The sequence below is a fragment of the Coleofasciculus sp. D1-CHI-01 genome (assembly GCF_040218875.1).
GTDB lineage: Bacteria > Cyanobacteriota > Cyanobacteriia > Cyanobacteriales > Coleofasciculaceae > Coleofasciculus.
Genome location: NZ_JAVJQP010000163.1, coordinates 85,728 through 106,718, shown reverse-complemented (window position 1 = coordinate 106,718; position 20,991 = coordinate 85,728). Strand labels below are relative to the sequence as shown.

The following is a 20,991-nucleotide window of genomic DNA, read 5'->3' as shown; positions in this document are numbered from 1 at the left end:
ATTCTTACTGTTGCCTTTTGCCTTTTGCCTTTTGCCTTTTGCCTGTTGCCTAATCTCAACCGTTAACTTTAATGACAGTCCGACGACTTATCCGGTTATGATTGAATCCAATAATTCAGAAATTAATGTTGATCAATTGATCAAAAAAATTAGAGAAGAGGTGGCTCGCCGTCAGCCTATTTTGGAGAGAAATTTAGAGACAATAAAAGTTCCCTCAGTCAATCATACTCTAACGATAAACCATATCGAGAATTTACTGCATAACGCTCAGTTAAAGTCTCAAGTTCGCACCGAATTCCCTCAAAAACTGAACCGTTTCCCGTTTTCTCTAAGCCAACCGTTACAGAAATTGGCGCTACAGCTGTACTCGTTTCTATTTAAAGAGCAACGAGCAATTAATTTTTCTTTAATTGAAGCTATCAGAGAGTCCCTGACACTAAACCGAAAACTCATTGATCAAGTGATGGATCTTCAAGGGCAAGTGAAGGAAATAAGCGCTTATCTTACTGCAACAGAAAAGCATCTCAATGAACAGTTGCAAGCGATGGATGAACGTTATATCAAAAACGATAGCTATCTCAAGAATGACTTAACGCAACAGAAGCGGCTAATTACCTTATTTTTAGAAGCAGCGCGACCGCGATTACCAGAACCTTTCAGTGCAGAACAACTGCAAACGTTGAGAAATGAAGAGCCGCACCAACTCGATGCACTTTATGTGGCTTTTGAAGACCAATTTCGTGGAAGTCGCGAGGAGGTTCGGAATACGTTAAATGTCTACCTACCCTTGATTGAAGATGCCAAAGTTGGTACACCTGAATCCCCCATTTTAGATGTGGGGTGCGGCAGGGGTGAATGGCTAGAATTGCTGCGAAAATCGGGATATTCAGCGCGGGGGATAGATATAAATAAAGTGATGCTAGAACAATGCCATACAATAGGTTTTGAGGTTATAGAAGCAGAGGCGATCGCGTATTTACAAGATTTGCCTGATAGTAGTTTGGGGGCAGTCACTGGCTTTCATATAATTGAACACTTACCGTTTGCCGTTCTTATGAAACTATTCGATGAGACGATGCGAGTTTTGCAGCCCGGTGGGTTGATCATTTTTGAAACACCAAACCCCCGCAATCTTTTCGTCGGATCAGGAGATTTTTACCGCGATCCGACTCATGTCAATCCCATCCATCCTGATACAATTGCTTACATCGCTAGTTTAAAAGGTTTCATTAATGCCGAGTCTTATTTTTTTGCCGAACAAGACAATCGGTCACAACTTTTAGCCTCATCAAACGTGAAATTTGATACCTTAGAGAGTTATCTCAGCATTTCTCGTGACTTTGCTTTAATTGGGTACAAGCCATGAGAATTGCTATTGCTACTGTTCAAGTTCCTTTTATTCGTGGCGGTGCGGATAATCACACGACAGGTTTAGCCAACTTCTTATGCGAATTAGGTCACGAAGTTGAAATAATTTCCATGCCCTTTCGCTTTAGCCCAGTGAGTGAAGTGCTACGGAGCATGAAGATTTGGGAAAGTGAGAATTTTGGAAATATGAATGGCTACAGTATTGATTTAGTCATCTGTCTCCAATTCCCAAGTTTCTATCTAAAGCATGATCACAAAATTGCTTGGATTATTCATCAGTATAGACCTGTGTATGAACTATGGAATACGTCTTTTAGTAAAACATTATCTCATAATAATGAAGGCGAAATACTTAGAGAAGAAATTATTAAGAGTGACAATATATCCTTAAAACAATGCAAAAAAATACTAGCCAATTCAAAAACAGTTGCTGCTCGTCTTTGGCGTTTTAATAATATCCGATCAATCCCTCTCTATCATCCACCTAAGTTGACGACTCATTTCTACAATGAACCGGCTCAACCTTATATTTTTTATCCTAGTCGTTTAGAAAGTCTGAAACGACAAGAATTGTTGATCAAAGCGATGAGTTTTGTTGAGTCTCCAATTACAGCTATTTTAGCAGGTGATGGGGGCAGAAGAAAAGATTTACAATCGCTTATTGAACAGCTTTATCTTAATCAACGAGTTCGTCTAATTGGACGAATTACAGATGCAGAGTTGTTGGGATTTTATGCTCACTGCCTGGGTATTTTTTTTGGAGCTTATGATGAAGACTATGGATATATAACGTTAGAGGCAATGCTGGCGGCAAAGCCAGTGATTATTTGCACTGACTCAGGAGAACCGCTAGAGTTTGTTGTAACTGGGCAAACTGGGTTAGTCGTTGAACCGGAACCTGAGGCGATCGCGCAGGCTATTGATCAGTTATACTTCAATCAAAAAGCAGCGGCTGAAATGGGAAAAGCTGGATTAGAACGGTATCAGTCCCTGAATATATCCTGGGAGAATGTGGTGCAGAAGCTTTTATATTAAAAGTTGAGGTTCATTTAATGAATGCTTTATTCAGAATACTCTCCAAACTCAATCCAATTAAACCAGATAACTCGAACTATATCTATCGCCCCGACGTGATTCCTCTGAGTTTTGCCGCAGGTATGGCATCCCTACAAAAATCTGGATGGAACGTTGTCCCCACAGCAATTGACAATACTTCCCCTGCAAAAGTCCGTAACATTCTCAGACTGGCTCACAAGGCGGGGATGAAGTTTTGTGAGTATGAGATTAATTGGGGTAATTATCAAAAATACTTTAATAATGCCGAATACAAAACCCGGTATCCTGACTACTATCGGGGTAATCAAGTTGAAAAATCTCTTGAGCATTATCTTACCCTTACTCTATTAAACGTGAGCGCGGAAGACATATTTATAGATATCGCCAGTGAACAATCTCCCATCCCAGAAATTTATCGCCGACTAACGGGTGCGACGACCTATAGCCAAGACATTATGTACCCACCGGGGATCAAGGGTAATCAAATTGGCGGAGATGCTTGTTCCATGCCTGTACCCAATAATTTTGCCTCCAAGGCGGCTTTAACTTGCTCTTTAGAACATTTTGAAGCTGATGCATATACTCGCTTATTTGATGAATTATCTCGCGTTCTCAAGCCCGGTGGGAAAGTGTGTGTGGTTCCTTTTTACCTGTATGAACAAGCGGCGACTCAAACAGATCCCACAGTCAGCGCGACGGCGGGTGTAGTCTTTGATCCAGACACAACCCTATACTGCGCTCAAGGATGGGGAAACCGACATGGGAGATTTTATAGTCCCGATTCTTTTTACCAACGAATTATCAAGCCAGTCCAAGATCGGTTCAAATTTGAGTTTTACTATCTGAAAAATGCTGCCGATGTCGATCCGTTAGTATATGCCCGCTTTGCCTTCACGGCAACCCGTCTATAGCCTATGAAAATTGCGATTATTGCTCCGAGTCCAGTTCCGTTTACAATTGGGGGTGCAGAAAATCTCTGGTGGGGACTCTTAAATTCGATTAACCAGGACACTCCCCATCAGGCTGAGTTGGTGAAAATACCCAGTCCAGAACGAAATTTCTGGGAGTTACTCGATAGCTACAGGCATTTCTCAAACCTTGACCTGACTCATTTCGATCTGATCATTTCAGGAAAGTATCCGGCTTGGATGGTGCAACATGGCAACCACGTTTGCTATATGTTACATCGGTTGCGCGGATTATATGATACTTATCACTTGACGGGTTGCCCAGAAAACTATGTGACCCCGCATAAAGAGATTAGGGGTCTACAGGAATTCATGGGGCATAATCAAGGGTTAAGAACAGCACTGAACGAATTCTTTGATCGGTTAGAACAGCTACGGTGCTGCCCAGATTTACCCCTAGATACCTTCAAATTCCCCGGTTCACTCGCACGAGAGATTGTGCATTTTTTGGATGGTATTGCCTTGAAACCGGACGCAATTGCCAAGTATGCTGCCATCTCTCATACTGTAGCCAATCGCGCCAATTACTTTCCAGTTGATAGTTCTATTCATGTCATCTATCCTCCCTCAAATCTGAAGTTTTTTCACTCAGGTAATAGCGATTACCTCTTCACCGTCAGCCGACTCGATGGACCCAAACGGGTTCGCTTATTAGTGGAGGCGATGCAGTATGTTAAATCCAATATCAACCTGAAAATTGCTGGAACTGGTCCTGATGCGGATAGTCTCAAGCAACTCGCAGGCGATGATCAACGAATTGTTTTTCTGGGGTTTGTTAATGATCAGCAACTCACGGCGCTGTATGCTGATGCTTTAGTTGTACCCTATGTTCCCGACAACGAAGATTATGGGCTAGTGACCATAGAAGCGATGATGAGTGGTAAGCCTGTACTCACCACCACCGATGCCGGAGGTCCGAATGAGTTTGTTCGGAATGGGGAAACAGGCTATTGTGTTCCACCTGACCCTCAGGCGATCGCCCAACGGATTGATTATCTGTGTGAACATGTACAGGAAGCGCAACAGATGGGGCTTATCGGTCGTAAGTTGGTGCAAGATATTACCTGGGACAATACGGTTGCCAAACTGCTAGGTGACGCCAAGCCATACATCACGACTACAGCCCGAAACGAGCGCAAAAAAATTACAGTTGCCCTCACGTTTCCTGTTTTCCCGCCTCGGGGAGGCGGACAAATTCGGGTGTTTCATCTATACCGTTATCTCGCCCGTTGGTTCGATATCGAATTTGTCACGTTTACTCACGCTCATGAAGTCCCGTTTAGGGGTGAAATTGCCCCAGGCGTGTGGGAAATACGAATTCCCAAGTCAGATCAGCATCAACGGGAAGAGTTAGGGATTGAGCAACAGGTTGGAGTGCCAATTACCGATATCGTGATGCCACAACTTTATCAGTTGACGCCGGCTTATGTTGAGGCGTTAAGAGCGTCTACGGCAACGTCCGATTTTATTGTGGCTTGTCACCCTTATCTATTGCCAGCGATTCAAGCGGTTAGTAATCAGCCCTTATGGTATGAAGCCCAAGATGTAGAAGTGGTGCTAAAACAAAGAGTTCTGCCTGATAATCCTACGGGGCAGAAATTACTTGACGCGACTCGCCAGGTTGAGCAGGAATGCTGTCAGGCTAGTACTTTAATTTTGGTGTGTTGTCAAGAGGATGCTCAACGTTTAAACCAAATTTATGGTGTAGATTCCAGCAAAATCTTGGAAGTGCCGAATGGTGTGGATAGAGAAACGGTGAATTATGTTTCTCTAGAAGAGCGCCATTGCCAAAAATCTAAGTTAGGCTTAAATGCTAGTAGTTTTACGGCATTGTTTATGGGAAGCTGGCACAGTCCAAATCTGGCAGCCGTGGGTTCTATTTTTCAGATAGCTGAGCAACTCCCTCAAGTGAATTTTCTAATTATTGGCAGTGTAGGTTTGGCGTTTAAGCATGAAAAAAGACCTGCCAATGTCGGTTTTATGGATGTCGTTGATGACGAAACTAAAGCGGTTATCCTAGGTTTGGCTGATGTGGCACTCAACCCTGTCACTTTTGGCTCTGGCACTAATCTGAAAATGCTAGAATACTTTGCCTCTGGGATTCCGGTGATCTCGACACCCATTGGTGTCAGGGGTTTGGGGGTAGAAGGGGGAAAACACTGTGTCGTGGTTGATATCGAGGACTTTGCTGAGGCGATCGCGGATCTAACAGCCGAAAACTTGACAAATAAAGATATTCGTGTTAAAAATGCCCGACAGTATGTTCAAGAGAAATTTGATTGGCAGGTGATATCCCAGCGATTGTTTAACCGTTTAACTCAGTTGAATTTGGTGTGAGGTGAGGGGTGAAATTGATTAGCTTCAGCACAAAAAAATTATTTCAGTCTGGCATCCTTCATCCGCTCTCAGTCGTCCTATTTTTTACACTCCTTTATACCCTTTTCTTTGCGCCAGTCATCTTCTCAGGGCGATTGCTTGCCCCAGGAGATGGAATTGTTTTTTATGTTCCCGCGTTCTACTCGATTCGCACCTTATGGACGGATTTGATTCTGTCGGGATTCCCGGTAGCGGCTGATCCCCAGACTCAGACGTGGTATCCGATTTCTCTATTCTTTTCGCTTATTCCTAACTCTTGGAATGCCTTTGTTCTCTGTGCCTATGTATTAGCGAGTTGCTTTACTTATGGCTATGTTTACAGCCTCACCCAGTTGCGATTGGCAGCCTTAGTCAGTGGTATCATCTACGGGATGAGTGGCTTTATGATCGCTCATTTGGGTCATACGGTGATTATTCATGGGGCGGCGTGGATGCCCCTGCTAATTTGGACAGCAGACAGGCTGCGCGATCGCATCCGTCCCCTGTGGTTTGTTATCGGTGCTTTGGCTGTGAGTTGTAGTGTTTTGGCAGGACATCCCCAAATTTCCTTTTATAGCTTGGGTCTGAGTACAATCTATGTTCTTTGTCTCGGTGGGAAAGCAGCCGTGGGTCGCTGGAGGTACTATAGAACCTATTTGGCGGTTATCGCCCTAGGTATAAGTCTGACGGCGATTCAACTGATCCCGACAGCCGAGTTGTCAGGATTGGGATTGCGATCGCGGATGACATTCGATCAGTTTGTCAGCTTTTCCCTGCCTGTCGAACAAATTATTCAGTTTCTGTTTCCCTATCTGTTTGGTGGCGGTGGACCCTTCAATTCCTTTTACGATCCCCCTTATTTTGGTGGCTGGAATCTCACCGAAATGGCGGGTTATATGGGATTACTGCCTCTACTCTTGGCGATAGTTGGATTTATCGTACATCGGGATCGACCCATTGCCCGGTTTTGGTTAACTGCGGGTGCGATCGCCCTCTTACTCGCCTTGGGGAAACCGTTGGCTTATTTGACCTACCATCTACCTGTCTACAACAAGTTTCGCGCCCCAGCGCGGCACCTGATGGAAGTGGGTTGGGCGGTGAGTGTGTTAGCCGGGTTGGGGGTTGCGGCGATTCAAACCCAAGCGGTTTCCAAACTGTTGAGCTTTAAGATCATTAAGATTAGTGCTGGCATTTTCCTGATTGCCTTAACCAGTATTTTCATTTTTTCCGGTGCGCTAGAGTCAGAAGCCATAGCAGCAGGTTCTCAACCCCTGAGTTTTCTGCCTTGGACGAATCCTGCGGTAGGAGTTCCCCTAGTCATTTTTTTGCTGGCGATAACCGTGGTTCTCTATTCAATCAACGCCAAACCCTCTCAATGGGGTGTTCTGGTATTGGTGTTGCTAGTGATTGATATCGGCAGTTTCGGCTGGTTTTATGAGTGGCGGTATGGTGCACCGAGTCAAGATGCCTTAACCCCGACGACTGTTATTGCCCAATACCGAGATAAATTGACTCAACGTCAGCAGCGGATCTTAACGCCGAGAGGAGCAACCGGAAATTTCCATGAAATGCCGCCCAATCTCTCCCGGATTTGGGGAGTTCCCAGCGCTAGCGGTTACGGACCGTTGATGTTATCCAGATATAGTGAGTTATTTCCCATGGGAGCAGCCGGAGATGTCTGGGGGCAATGGGCGTCTGCCTCTAACCGGACTTTGGATCTGATGGCTGTGCGCTATATTTTCATCCCTACTTGGGGATTAACCCCTGTAACCAACAGCCAAGGCATCGGTTGGCATAGCGAGGATATGAACCTCAGTCTGGGGCAAGATTGTCTGACTAATCCGTCGAACTCGGTTAAATTTTATGTACCTTCTCAGCCTCAAGTAACCGCGATTGGAATTGTCAGTTCAATGGCTTGCTCCCAAGGGTTGTCTAATGATGCAGAAGTCTTGCGAATTTCAGTACAGGATGTCACCGGAGAGACTGTAACTCAGACGCTGCGTGCTGGCACAGATACGGCGGAATGGGCTTATGACTGTAGCGATGTACGACCTCAAATGCAGCATAAACGAGCGCCCATCTTTAGCAGTGTTCCCCATAAACGACCCTCTTTTCCCGATTGTGAGCGCCACAATTACCTCAGCGTGCTACCCCTCAACCTGATGAATCCGGTTCAAGACATCCAGTTGGAATGGATTGGCGCATCGGGTGCAATTACCCTTCATAAGATGAGTCTGATTAATCAGTCAACCGGGCAATCCTACCCGATTACAGAAGTTTCCAGCGCTATAGGTAACCCAAATCGGTGGCGGCGGATGCCGGATATTCCAGCTTCTGGGGAAAAACCCTCCAATGGTGGAGGCTACTGGGGCGCTCATGTTTATGAGAATCGGCAAGCTATGTCTAGAGCCTGGTTAGTTCCAGAGGTTGTCAGTGCTGAGCCTAAGCAGGTACTTGAGGCGATTCAATCCTCTCGATTACCGGATGGGCGCCCTTACGAACCGACTCAGGTGGCTTTGGTAGAAGCACCCCTCAACTTTAACGCCAAAAATCCCGACGTGGCAGCGACTGCCCAAGTTCTGAGTCTATCGAATACCCACGTTGAGGTGCAAACGGATTCCACTTCTGCGGCTTTCCTGGTGTTAAGTGATGTGTATTACCCCGGTTGGAGAGCCACAATTGATGGTAAACCAACACCTATCTTTCAAACCAACTATGTCCTGCGAGGTGTTCAAGTTCCCGCCGGAAACCATCGGGTTACCTTTGAGTTCAATCCGGTCAGTTTTCATATTGGCTTGGGCGTGAGTAGTGCGTCTCTGGTTTTGTTGGGTTATTTAGCATGGAAACTTTCGCGAAGCCAGAACAAGATAGATAACCCAAGCATGACTTAACAAATGGAACATAAATTCTATGCCGTTCAACCTATATTTTAAACCAGGGAGCCAATTCAGTTCTGTCCTGTTGCCGATTTTATTTTTTCCAGCGTTCTACACATTATTCTTTTCCCCTGTCATATTTTCCGAAAGATTACTGGCGCCTTCAGATGGATTAATTTACTATGTCCCGGCATTTTATTCACCCAGAGTACTGTGGACAAACTTGATCCTGTCTGGGTTTCCCGTTGCGGCAGATCCGCAAGTTGAAACCTGGTATCCTCTCTCTCTCTTTTTTTCCCTGATTCCCAATTCTTGGAACGTTTTTTTTAGTTCTGCCTATATCTTAGCGAGTTGTTTTGCTTATGGTTATGTTTATACCCTGACGGGTTCAACGTTAGCTGCTCTTGTCAGTGGTCTTGTCTACGGCATGAGTGGCTTCATGATGTCACATTTGACGCACACGGCAATGATTCATAGCGCTCTATGGATACCACTGCTGATCTGGACGTGGGAAAAATTGCGGGATAACCTAACAGCTCACTGGCTAATCATTGGCGTCTGTGGGGTCGCCTGTAATTTTCTGGCTGGACATCCACAAATGTTTGTTTATGTAATTGGGTTAAGTATCTTTTATATTGGAGTTCGAGGGAATTCGGCTCCAGTTGGTCGCTGGAACTATTACAAATGGTGTGTATTAGTATTAAGTTTGGGTATCGCCTTAGCCGCAATTCAAATTATTCCGACTCTGGAATTCAGTCATCTGACAGTACGAGCTAAGCTGACCTTTTCTGAGTTTGCCGGTATTGCTTTACCCGTTAATCAAATTATTCAACTCCTTTTCCCCTATCTATTTGGTTACTACTTCCCAGACTCATTTTACAATGTTCCTAACTACTTTGGTGAAGCCAATCTCTCTGAGTTAACGGGCTACATTGGACTCCTGCCAATTCTGCTAGCTGTTATCGGATTTTTCTCAACTACGAGCAAGCCACTTAAATGGTTTTGGATTGGTGTAAGTGTGTTTGCCCTATTGCTCAGTCTTGGTGATGCCACTCCCCTGGCTCGGATTATGTATTATGTCCCAGCTTACAACAAATTTCGCGCACCAACACGTCATTTTATGGAGATGAGTTTAGGGGTCAGCGTGTTAGCCGGGTTAGGGGTTGTCGGTATCCAAAAGCAACTTGTATCGAATCGTCTTATCCTGAAAATAGTGTCAGTCAGCACGGGCGTAATGCTGATTAGTTTAATCGGAATTTTCAGTTTTGCCAATCAGCTTAAAGCCCAAGCGAGTGAGGCTGGTTTTCGGCAACTCACATTGCTGCCTTGGTCTAATCGAGCCTTGGCAGTGCCTCTAGTCATTTTCGCGATCGCTGTAGCGATTTTGCTCATCTGGGGCAAGTGGAGAACATTGAAGTTAATTGAACCGCTGCTGGTTTTAGTTTTAATCATTGACTTGGGTAGTTTTGGCTGGTTTTATATATGGCAAGAATCATCCCCACACCAAAACGCTCTTCAACCAACTGTAGTTGCCCAAACGTACAAGGAGCGTCTCAATCAAAATCACCAACGTATCTTACCTATTCAAGGAGGGTATGCTGGTCGTGACGCATTAGCTCCTAATTTATCACGGCTATGGGGGATTCCTAATTCCAGTGGCTATGGACCTCTCATTCTGTCTAGAATTAGCCAAGTCCTGGGGATGAACCCCGCTGGACAGGTGCAGGGAAACTGGGGATTTCAGTCTAATCACAGTTTAGATATTCTATCAATACGGTATGTATTTATCCCTAAAGTATCAACCCTTTCTGATGCCAACGGCGTCTCTTGGTCTCAGGATAATTTAAGCCTATCCTTGGGTTCAGGTTGTGGAGTTGTCAAACCTAGTTCTGTGGATTTTCAGGTTCCTGATTCTATTCCGGCAACCGCTATTGGTATTGTGAGTTCATTGGGGTGTGCTGCACAAATAGCGGATAATACTGAAGTATTGCGTATTGAAGTTCGTGATACCAATGGCAAGAGTATGACTCAAAGCCTGCGGGCTGGGAGAGATACGTCGGAATGGGCTTATGATTGTACCGATGTACGTCCTCAAATGAAACATCGGAAAGCGCCAATCTTTGAAAGTTTTCCGGTAGTGCGAGAGTCTTTTCCCAGCTGTCAGGGTCATCAGTATGTAAGTCTTCTTCCTCTGAACTCGTTAAACAATGTGAAACGTCTATCGCTTAAGTGGATAAGTCCCGTTGGCTCTATTAGCCTCCAAAAAATCAGTGTTATTGACAAAACCACGAATCAATCTTATCCAATCACCGAATTATCAAACACCGCACGTTGGCATCATGTTGAGGATATTAACCAAACCATGGTTTATGAAAATTTACAGGCAATGCCTCGAGCCTGGTTAGTCCCAGAAGTTATCAGTGCAAAGCCTAATCAAGTCCTCGAAGCGATTCAATCCTCTCGATTACCGGATGGGCGCACTTACAAACCTGAGCAAGTGGCTTTGGTTGAAGCACCGCTAAGGTTTAAAGCCCAGAATCCAGACGTGGCAGCGACTGCCGAAATTATCAGTCTATCAAATAGTCAAATCGAAATTCAGACGGATTCAACCTCTCCAGCTTTCCTGGTATTAAGTGATGTTTATTACCCCGGTTGGAGAGCCACAATTGATGGTAAAACGACACCTATCTTTCAAACCAACTATGTCCTGCGAGGTGTTCAAGTTCCCGCCGGAAAGCATCGGGTTACCTTTGAGTTCAATCCGGTCAGTTTTCATATTGGCTTGGGCGTAAGTAGTGCGTCTCTGGTTTTATTAGCCTATTTAGGCTGGAAACTGTCGCGTAGCCAGGAACGACTTAATTGATTTAGACTCAATGGCACTGAAAAGCGTGCATTTGCGGATCAGCAAAACGCTTAATATAGCGTAGGATGGGTACTGCCCACCAGCCTTAATCAGCGTGCCATTCGATTTAGACTTCCTTGATCCAGTCATCATGGTATGATACCGACAATGTACATCCAGAAGACTACTATGTACTCTGTATTGCAGCCCATTGAGGGATGGCGCGATCGCAAGTCTTCTCCATCAGTTAGGTAAGGAGTGAGGAATGAGGTGGACTGGCAAAAACGTTGTCGTGACTGGCGCAGGTGGCTTCATTGGTAGTCATCTATGTGAAGCGTTGCTCGAAGCAGGCGCTCAAGTTACAGCGATAATCCACTACAACTCGCAAAACAATTGGGGTAATCTGGAATTATTGTCGCCCCAACATCGAGCCGCCCTGAATGCCGTCGCTGGCAATATTGAGGATAGTGATTTCGTCAATCGCCAGGTCAAAAACCAGCACGTTGTTTTTCATCTGGCGGCGCTAATCGGGATACCTTATTCCTATATTGCTCCCCGCAGCTATATTCGCACCAATATCGAAGGCACGATGAATGTCCTAGAAGCAGGACGAAACTTCGACCTCGAACGGATTGTTCATACCTCAACCTCAGAAACTTACGGTACGGCTATCTATACCCCCATTGACGAAAACCATCCCTTGCAGGGTCAATCCCCCTACTCGGCGTCTAAAATTGGTGCTGATAAAATGGCTGAAAGCTATTATCTATCCTTTGGTTTACCCGTTTCCACAATTCGACCCTTTAATACCTATGGTCCACGTCAGTCAGCCCGCGCCGTGATTCCCAGCATCATCAGTCAAGCCTTAACCCAAAATCAGATCCGTTTAGGATCACTAGACCCAGTACGCGATTTGACTTATGTTAAGGACACAGTGAGGGGATTTATCAACGTGGCAGAATCGGAACAGACGATTGGCAAGGTGACTAATGTCGGTTTTGGCAAAGGGATTACGATTGGAGAGTTAGCCAAAACAATTCTTTCCTTGATGGAGAGTGACAAACCCCTTGTTCTCGATAGCCGTCGAGTGCGTCCGAGTAAAAGCGAAGTGTTCAAGCTCATCTGTGACAATACACAAGCCAGGGAAAGAACTGGCTGGCAACCCCAGTATTCACTGGAGGCTGGGTTGAAAGAAGTAATTACCTTTGTCTCAAATAACCCAACTCTTTTTAAATCAGAGCAGTATGCTGTGTGAGGTCTAAATCAATGCAGGCTTTAATTCTCGCCGGTGGTCGAGGAACTCGGCTACATCCTTACACCACTGTGCTTCCTAAGCCACTAATGCCCGTGGGTGACTATCCGATTTTGGAGATTATCTTACGGCAACTCAAAGGTGCAGGAATCACGGATGTCATCCTCGCTGTGGGATATTTAAGCCAATTGCTTCAGGCTTTTTTTCAAAAGGGTGAACGTCTGGGCTTGAATATTAGCTATTCATTCGAGGAACGGGCTTTGGGAACCGCCGGTCCAATTGCTCTGGCGATGGAGCAATTAGAGGATGATTTTCTGGTTATGAATGGTGATTTAATGACGACGTTAAAGTACCAGAATCTAATTGCTTTTCATAAAGATAAGGGTGCAGCAGCCACCATTGGTATCTATCAACGGGACGTGAAGGTCGATTTTGGCGTCCTGGAAACGGATGATCAAGGAAAGCTAGTGCGTTACGTGGAAAAACCTACCTATCATTTTGATGTCAGTATGGGCGTGAATGTTCTTAATAAAAATGCCATACAGCCTTATTTAAAGGTTGGTGACTATCTAGATATTCCTGACCTGATGCTGAAATTATGCCAAGATGGTCATCCAGTTCATTGTTATCGCGAATCCTGTTACTGGCTTGATATTGGCAGAATGGACGACTATCGAACAGCCACTGAAATATTTGAATCAAGACAAGCTGAATTTCTGCCCAATCTATGAAAAGAGCCCTAATCACAGGTGGGGGTGGGTTTTGCGGACGGCATCTGATTCCTTATCTAGAACGTCAGGGAATAGAAATTCATACCCTTGGCACTCAACCTGCTTCTGAACATCATTACTATTTAACGGATACGGCTGAGGTTTCAGCTTTGGCAAACACCATTAAAGCTGTCCAGCCAAACTATGTGTTTCACTTAGCTGGTGTCGCCCGTTCTACTAACCCCACGTTGTTATACCAGGTTAATACCGTCTATGCCGCGACACTCTTGCATGCCTTAGAGATTACAGGCTATGAGAATTGTCCTGTCCTGTTAGTGGGGACATCGGCTGAATATGGTTTAGTGAGTCCTGAACAAGTTCCCATTCATGAACAGACGCCAACCTGTCCCTATAGTCACTACGGGATTAGTAAACTTTCCCAAACGTTAATGGGACTTGCCTTATCCAGACAAGGGAGACCCTTAGTTATGGTCAGACCGTTTAATATAATTGGTGCTGGTATGCCCGAGTATCTGTCTATCCAAAGCTTTGTCAAACAGATTACGGCAATCGCCCAAGGTCAACACCCTTCAATCATCAACGTCGGCAATTTAAGCAGTTCCAGAGATTTTATTGATATCCAAGAAGTGATTAAAATTTACTGGCAATTAATCCGGACACCAACAGCGTATGGACAGGTGATTAATGTTTGTTCGGGACAAGGTATACTCATGAGTGATCTACTGCACAAGCTGATCGAGATAGCTAATATCGATGTAGACATTCAAACCGATCCCGCACGATTCAAACCTGTTGATGTTCCCGTTCATTATGGTAGCATTGAAAAATTGCAAACGCTGCTGGGTTATACTCCTAAAACCAACCTTGAGACAGTGATACATTCAATCTTTTCGGAGAGCAATGCCCACCATTAGAACCGCTCAAATCGACGATGAAAACCTTGACGATTATTAGCCCGGTTTACAACGAAGAAGAGGTAATCAACGATTTCTACACGGAACTTACAGGGGTGCTAGCTGGATTATCACCGCGTTATCAGTCCAAAATTTTATTTGTGGTTGACCGCAGCACCGATGCGAGTTTTGAAATATTAAAATCAATCGCTGAACAGGATAAAGCTGTACAGATTCTATTGATGTCGTCTCGGTTTGGTCATCAAATGTCACTACTAGCCGGAATCGATCATAGTGATTCTGATGTTTTGATTATGCTAGATAGCGATTTGCAGCATCCCCCTTCATTGATTCCCAAAATGTTGATGAAGTATGAACAAGGCTATGATATTGTTTATACAATTCGCCAAGATTCCAAGGATATTAGTATTTTTAAACGTTTGACATCTAAACTATTCTACAAAATCATCAACAAACTCTCAGACGTCCCCATTAATGAAAGTGCTGCCGATTTTAGATTAATATCTAACCGTGTAGCCAAAACCTTTAAACATAAAATTCGAGAAAGAAACCAATTTCTGCGAGGTCTTTTTAGTTGGGTGGGATTTAGAAGCACAAGTATTTACTTTCAAGTCAGAAAACGGAAAGCCGGTCGGAGTAAATATTCCCTCAACCGGATGGTTCAGTTTGGATTAGAGGGGGTTGTTTCCTTTAGTAAAAAACCGCTAAAAGCCGCCATTATTACAGGATTTATTTTTGCCCTATTTGGCTTAATCTATGCCCTTATATCCGTCGTTCAATATTTTATTTATGCCTCCCTGCCTTCGGGGTGGACAACTCTAGTCTTTTTAGTGTCAATATTTAGTGGAGTACAACTCATTTTTTTAGGTATAATTGGAGAGTATATTGGCGCAATTTTTGATGAAGTTAAAGGTAGACCCCACTACATTATTGAAGACAAGGTAAATTTTCATCGCGATGAATGAGTGTATTGTTTGTGGAACGACGCAGCATGAATCGGTCTATAAAGGTCTGCTAAAATGCCAGCGGTGTGGTCATACGGTTGCTGATTTAAACCTGACTGATGCCGAACTATTTAAACTTTATAGCCGAAATTATTTCTTCGGAGAAGAGTATAGCGATTATGTCGCGGATAAAAAAGTTATGCAGAATAATTTCAAGTTACGACTGAAAACACTGCAGAGATTTCTCAACCCCACGTTTCACCGGAATTTACTGGAAATTGGCTGTGCTTACGGATTTTTCCTGGAGTTTGCCCAGGATTACTTTGATCACGTTCAGGGAATCGATATTACCGAAGAAGGCGTTCGATATGCCCGTGAAACCTTGCACCTCGATGCGATTCAGTCAGATTTGCTGAAGCATGACTTTGGTGAGCAGAGGTTTGATGTTGTCTGTATGTGGGATACAATTGAACATATAGGTCAACCTCACTTCTATATTGAAAAGATCAGCAAACAGATGAATAACGGTGGGCTTCTGGCTATCACAACCGGTGACATTAGCAGTCTGAATGCACGAATCAGAAGAAGCAATTGGCGATTAATTCATCCTCCGACTCATGTCCATTACTTTTCTAGAAAAACACTGGAAAAAATGCTAAACAATTATGGATTTGATGTTGTCTACAATCGGTATTGTGGTTTTTATCGCAGTGTGGACAATATTGCTTATAATATTTTTGTGCTGCGGCAAAATAACCCCAAAATGTATCATTGGCTGAAGCGACTCCGATTGACGGATTGGTATTTCTATCTGAACTTGTATGACATTATGTATGTCATTGCTAGTAAACGCTGAACTCAATATGATCGAATACAGGTATCTGGTCATGATTAATCGTTGGTTAAACCCATGAGATTTAAAAAATACAGAAAAGCCAAGCTTACCCATAAATTTATTCGATATGCAGTGGTTGGAGGGATAGGTACGGGGATCTATGTATTTCTTTTAACTTTATTCATAGAACTTTTGCGCTATGACCCCGTAATTAGTTCAGCTTTAGCATTTATCATTATTGTGATTATTTCTTATATCCTGAACTATAAGTGGACATTTAGAGCGAAGAATAGACATCGCGTTTCTTTCCCACGTTACCTGACTGTCTCTTTGATGGGCTTATTATTAAATACGATAATTATGTTTCTAGCGGTGAATGTTTTTTCGATCTGGTATGGAATTGCCCAATTACTTGCCCTAGTTTTAATTCCTATTAGCAATTTTATCCTAAACTTTTATTGGTCATTTAAAATCAAAAATTAGCGGATTTTTTAATTCATGCTAAAAATTGTCATTGATGCCACTCCTGTTCAACCCAATCCTAGTGGAGTGGGTCTTTACGTATTAAATTTAATCGAATCCCTACTCAAGCTACAAGTCCAGGAAAATTTTCAACTAGGCATTGCTTACCAACCGGGCTTCAAAAATTTGCTGCGTGGTTGTTTCTCTCTTCCATACTCTCTACAACAAGTTTCTCCTCTTTACTTAATTCCTATACCCGTTAGAGTCTCAAATCTTATATTATCTCTTCCATTTAACGTTGCGGTTTCCCAGTATTTTGAGAATTGCTTGGGTTCACCTGATATAGTACAGGGAACCAATTATTCAGTATATCCCTGTAAAAACAGCCGGAGACTTATTAATATTTATGATTTAAGCTTTATTAAATATCCTGAGTATATTGATGCCACGGTTGCCACCTATAAAAAAAGAATTAAGAGATACTTACAGTGGACTGACTTAATTCTCACGATTTCCGAAAGCTCTAAACGCGATATTGTCAACTATTTAGGAGTCAATCATCAACAGATTTATGTAACTCCCCTGGCGAGCCGCTATTCATCAGGTTACTTGAAAAACAATCTTAGGGATCAGGTAATGGAATCCATTGACTATGACTTTTCACCACCTTACCTTCTGTTTGTGAGTACCATAGAACCCCGAAAAAATATCCAAACCTTAATTAATGCATTTAACTTACTCAAACAAAACCTTAAACTAGAGCATCACTTAGTCTTAATTGGTAGAAAAGGGTGGCATTATCAACCGATATTTGCCGCCATTGAGAACTCTCCCTGGAATCACCATATCCATCATCTTGACTACCTCTGTGATGAACATGTTGCCTTGTTCTACTCTAACGCTGATGTTTTTGTCTATCCCTCCCACTACGAAGGATTTGGTCTTCCGGTTCTCGAAGCCATGACTCTAGGCGCCCCTGTGGTTACCTCCAATACCTCCTCTCTACCTGAAGTCGCTGGAGATGCGGCTATTCTCATTGATCCCAACGACCCCATGGAGTTAGCTGAGGCTATCTTAAAAATCATCAGTGACTCTCAACTCCGCCAGGACTTAATTCAAAAAGGCAAAGCAAGAGCTAAACTATTTTCTTGGGAAAGAACGGCGAAGGAAACCCTCAACGCCTATAAATCTCTACTCAGTTAATCAATTCTTCAATCAATTATTTAACCTTGTCTTCTCCCCTGTTAGTCAACCTCTCTATTCTATTTTCTCAACCCACTGGCATCGCCACCTATGCTGCCAACCTATTCCCCTACTTAAAACCCCTGAATCCTACCCTACTGATTTCACCCCTCGCGTCAAACCACTTTCCCCTCACCTCTGACTTTATCGACTACCCTGTTCCCGCCAATCTCAGCCCCGCCCACGGAACAAAAGGTCACTTCCGTCGCCTGTTATGGACTCAACTCCAACTTCCCCGCCTCTACTACAGCTTAAACTCTCCCCTCCTCTTTTCTCCTATCCCCGAAGCCCCCCTTAATACCCATTGTCGCTACGTGGTAATGGTTCATGACCTAATCCCACTCCGCTTTCCCAAACCTAACTCTCCCCTCACCCCCTACTTCCGTTACTATATTCCCCAAGTCCTCACCCAAGCCCAACACATCCTCTGTAACTCCACCGCCACCGCCAGAGACATTACCGACTTTTACCACATCCCCGCCACCAAAATCACACCCATTCCTCTAGCTTACGACGCTAACCACTTTCACCCCCTCTGCGCCCCTCTGCGCCAACCTCTGCGTCCCTCTGCGTTTCAAAACAAGCCCAATCAAGCACCTTCAGCTAACTATAACCCCTATTTCCTCTACATCGGACGCCATGACCCCTATAAAAACCTACACCGACTGATCAACGCCTTTGCTAATTTGCCTAACTGCGGCGACTATGAACTGTGGATCGCCGGGTCAAGTGATCGACGCTACACCCCTAAGCTGCAAGCCCAAGCCAACCACCTCGGCTTAAGCCATCAAGTGAAATTCCTCAACTATGTTCCCTACAACCAACTACCCATACTTCTCAACAACGCGATCGCACTTATCTTCCCCAGTCTCTGGGAAGGCTTTGGACTCCCGGTGCTAGAAGCCATGGCGTGTGGGACTCCGGTAATCACCTCCAACCTCTCCGCCCTCCCGGAAGTATCTGGTGATGCAGCTATCCTAGTGAACCCTTACAACACCCTGGAACTCTCAGCAGCCATGCATTCTATCGCCACCGACAGCCAACTGCGATCGCGCCTTAGCACCCTCGGACTTCAACGCGCCCGTCAATTCAGCTGGGCAAAAACTGGACAGAAAACGCTTGAAGTCCTGCAAAACTATCTTTAAAAAAAAAGAGGGATTTACCCTCTGTTCAAACCCCAAAAATTATTGGATAGATAAACCTGCCCTGACGCCAGAATTACTCTTCCGTCGCTGACACAAACTCTTCTTCTTCAATCCCCTCTTCTGAAGATTCAGGATTAACGCCTTCCTGTTGTGCCCGCATCTTCTCCCGATATTTCTGAGCCATTTCTTCTGCCTTATCGTAGACTTGATCCCGATTGTTGATCATATCTCCCGGTTCAGGTTCCAACTGTTTCGTTGACAGCGAAATCCGACCGCGTTCGGCATCCAAGTCAATGATCATCACTTTCAATTCATCATTGACATTAAACACACTATGAGGCGTGTCAATATGATCATGAGAAATTTCTGAAATGTGTAGCAATCCGCTCACACCACCAATATCAATGAACGCACCGTAAGGCTTAATACCCCGTACCGAACCAACGACCACTTCACCGACTTCTAAGCGGTTCATCTTGCGCTCAACCAAAGCGCGACGGTGAGAGAGAACCAGACGGTTTCGGTCTTCGTCTACCTCTAAAAATTTTAGTGGCAGTTCTTCGCCGACTAAATCTTCTTTCGGTTTGCGAGTGCTAATGTGGGAACCGGGAATAAAACCCCGTAGCCCTTCAATGCGAACCAACGCCCCACCTCGGTTTGTGGCAAAAACCAAAGAACGAACGGTCGCATCTTCAGTTTGAAGCTGGCGCACCCGCTCCCAAGCCCGCATATACTCAATACGCCGAATGGAAAGGGTGAGTTGTCCATCTTCATTCTCGTCAGTCAAGATGAAAAATTCTCGCGTTTCATTTGACTGCAATACTTCTTCGGGAGCGTCAACCCGATTAATTGACATCTCCTGTATGGGAATATAAGCGGCGGTTTTAGCACCAATGTCAATCAGAGCGCCTCTTGGCTCCAGACTGAATACTGTACCTGCGACAATATCACCAGGGCTAAAGTGATAATCATACTTGTCGAGGAGGGCGGCAAAATCGTCGTGAGTGAAGCCAATATCTATTGTATTTGTGTTCTGACTGAGCATGTGCGTTGTGTTTCCTTGTTTAATCTCCGTAATGACTATGCCTCCTGTCGATGTACTCGCACGTCGGTATTGTGCCACCTACACCTACATTGCTTTGTCTCAACCTTATTTTAAAATATTTAATAAAGTCCAGACAGGTAATTATAACTCAATCTGGATCGCCCTGTTGAGATCGAGAAGTATACAAAATTTCATAAAAATCAGCTATACTGAATCATGGTAATGATAAAACCGTTACCTGATCAGGGTTTAGCCCCTCTTATCGTAAAAGCTGTTGTTCCTCTGACGCAGGAGTGACTAAGTTAGCTGATGTCTCTGAATCATCCGACTCACTTGGAATAGCGGGTGGTATAGGCGATATTTCTGGGTTATCTCGTTCAGCATTATTTCTGAGATGCTCTAGGGTTTCGATAAAATCGCGAATGCCCTGAAACTTTCGATAAACTGAGGCAAACCGGACATACGCTACTTCACTCTCGTGTCGTAGGTAGCGCAAGACTAACTCACCCACTTCATCACTGGTGACATCCCGCCCATAGTGCTGCTGAACTTCAGCTTCAATCTCATCGACTATCGCTTCTAGGCGTCGTTGGGAAACTTCTGTTTTCTCACAAGCCCGCACCATTCCCCGTAATAACTTAGAACGGTCAAAGGATTCTCGCTTACCATCCCGCTTCAGGACAGTAATCGGCACAAATTCAATCCGTTCATAAGTCGTGAAGCGATGTTTACAAAGCAAACACTCCCGACGACGCCGAACACTTTGTCCTGCTTCTGTTGAACGAGACTCCAAAACGCGGCTGTCGGTGTGCTGACAATAGGGGCATCGCATAATAGCAAGTCTTTTCCGACTGGTTAAATACAGAAAATTGAGCCGATACGAGTCTATCTAATGTCCTCCTGCTCGAATCCCTGTCGGCAAAAGTAATCAGATAGACTCCTGTAGGCTCAGGGTA

At 44.3% G+C, this 20,991-nt stretch carries 16 protein-coding genes; 14 read left to right on the top strand and 2 right to left on the bottom strand.

The genetic code is table 11. From position 1 onward, the window contains the following. The first annotated feature begins 97 nt into the window (after positions 1 to 97). From RIB93_RS28805 to RIB93_RS28740, 14 genes are all read left to right on the top strand, one after another. On the top strand, positions 98 to 1,366 hold the full coding sequence (locus RIB93_RS28805) for a class I SAM-dependent methyltransferase (protein ID WP_446378135.1): 1,269 nt from the start codon (positions 98 to 100) through the stop codon (positions 1,364 to 1,366). Further along, positions 1,363 to 2,403: a glycosyltransferase family 4 protein gene (locus tag RIB93_RS28800; RefSeq protein ID WP_446378133.1), complete on the top strand. Its 1,041-nt coding sequence runs from the start codon at positions 1,363 to 1,365 to the stop codon at positions 2,401 to 2,403. Before RIB93_RS28805 ends, RIB93_RS28800 begins: the two co-directional genes overlap by 4 nt. A gap of 17 nt (positions 2,404 to 2,420) precedes the next feature. Beyond that, complete coding sequence (locus RIB93_RS28795) at positions 2,421 to 3,335, top strand: class I SAM-dependent methyltransferase (protein WP_446378131.1); 915 nt, start codon at positions 2,421 to 2,423, stop codon at positions 3,333 to 3,335. Positions 3,336 to 3,338: 3 nt separating this feature from the next. Then, positions 3,339 to 5,729 (top strand): glycosyltransferase family 4 protein, encoded by a 2,391-nt coding sequence (locus RIB93_RS28790; protein ID WP_446378129.1) that lies wholly within the window; start codon positions 3,339 to 3,341, stop codon positions 5,727 to 5,729. 8 nt (positions 5,730 to 5,737) lie between these two features. Next, positions 5,738 to 8,638, top strand: a complete 2,901-nt coding sequence (locus tag RIB93_RS28785) for a YfhO family protein (protein WP_446378127.1) — start codon at positions 5,738 to 5,740, stop codon at positions 8,636 to 8,638. 19 nt (positions 8,639 to 8,657) lie between these two features. Further along, a complete protein-coding gene (locus RIB93_RS28780; RefSeq protein WP_446378125.1) occupies positions 8,658 to 11,486 on the top strand; it encodes a YfhO family protein in 2,829 nt (942 codons plus the stop codon). 244 nt (positions 11,487 to 11,730) lie between these two features. Then, positions 11,731 to 12,720, top strand: a complete 990-nt coding sequence (locus RIB93_RS28775) for a GDP-mannose 4,6-dehydratase (protein WP_446378123.1) — start codon at positions 11,731 to 11,733, stop codon at positions 12,718 to 12,720. Continuing rightward, the gene (locus RIB93_RS28770) at positions 12,717 to 13,448 is read left to right on the top strand and encodes a sugar phosphate nucleotidyltransferase (protein ID WP_446378121.1); all 732 of its coding nucleotides are present in this window, start codon (positions 12,717 to 12,719) and stop codon (positions 13,446 to 13,448) included. Before RIB93_RS28775 ends, RIB93_RS28770 begins: the two co-directional genes overlap by 4 nt. Beyond that, the gene (locus RIB93_RS28765; RefSeq protein WP_446378119.1) at positions 13,445 to 14,362 is read left to right on the top strand and encodes an NAD-dependent epimerase/dehydratase family protein; all 918 of its coding nucleotides are present in this window, start codon (positions 13,445 to 13,447) and stop codon (positions 14,360 to 14,362) included. Before RIB93_RS28770 ends, RIB93_RS28765 begins: the two co-directional genes overlap by 4 nt. Before the next feature lie 17 nt (positions 14,363 to 14,379). Further along, complete coding sequence (locus RIB93_RS28760; protein ID WP_446378117.1) at positions 14,380 to 15,327, top strand: glycosyltransferase family 2 protein; 948 nt, start codon at positions 14,380 to 14,382, stop codon at positions 15,325 to 15,327. After that, positions 15,320 to 16,162, top strand: a complete 843-nt coding sequence (locus RIB93_RS28755; RefSeq protein ID WP_446378115.1) for a class I SAM-dependent methyltransferase — start codon at positions 15,320 to 15,322, stop codon at positions 16,160 to 16,162. Before RIB93_RS28760 ends, RIB93_RS28755 begins: the two co-directional genes overlap by 8 nt. Before the next feature lie 54 nt (positions 16,163 to 16,216). Continuing rightward, a complete protein-coding gene (locus tag RIB93_RS28750; protein ID WP_446378113.1) occupies positions 16,217 to 16,624 on the top strand; it encodes a GtrA family protein in 408 nt (135 codons plus the stop codon). Positions 16,625 to 16,639: 15 nt separating this feature from the next. Further along, entirely contained in the window at positions 16,640 to 17,806 is a 1,167-nt protein-coding gene (locus tag RIB93_RS28745; protein ID WP_446378110.1) for a glycosyltransferase family 4 protein, read from the top strand. 26 nt (positions 17,807 to 17,832) lie between these two features. Further along, a complete protein-coding gene (locus tag RIB93_RS28740; RefSeq protein WP_446378108.1) occupies positions 17,833 to 18,990 on the top strand; it encodes a glycosyltransferase family 4 protein in 1,158 nt (385 codons plus the stop codon). A gap of 73 nt (positions 18,991 to 19,063) precedes the next feature. Here RIB93_RS28740 and RIB93_RS28735 read toward each other — a convergent pair whose 3' ends face one another. Both RIB93_RS28735 and nrdR read right to left on the bottom strand, forming a co-directional pair. Then, entirely contained in the window at positions 19,064 to 20,035 is a 972-nt protein-coding gene (locus tag RIB93_RS28735) for a 30S ribosomal protein S1 (protein WP_446378106.1), read from the bottom strand. Between the two features lie 259 nt (positions 20,036 to 20,294). Then, positions 20,295 to 20,867, bottom strand: a complete 573-nt coding sequence (nrdR, locus tag RIB93_RS28730; RefSeq protein ID WP_446378104.1) for a transcriptional regulator NrdR — start codon at positions 20,865 to 20,867, stop codon at positions 20,295 to 20,297. Positions 20,868 to 20,991 lie beyond the last annotated feature (124 nt).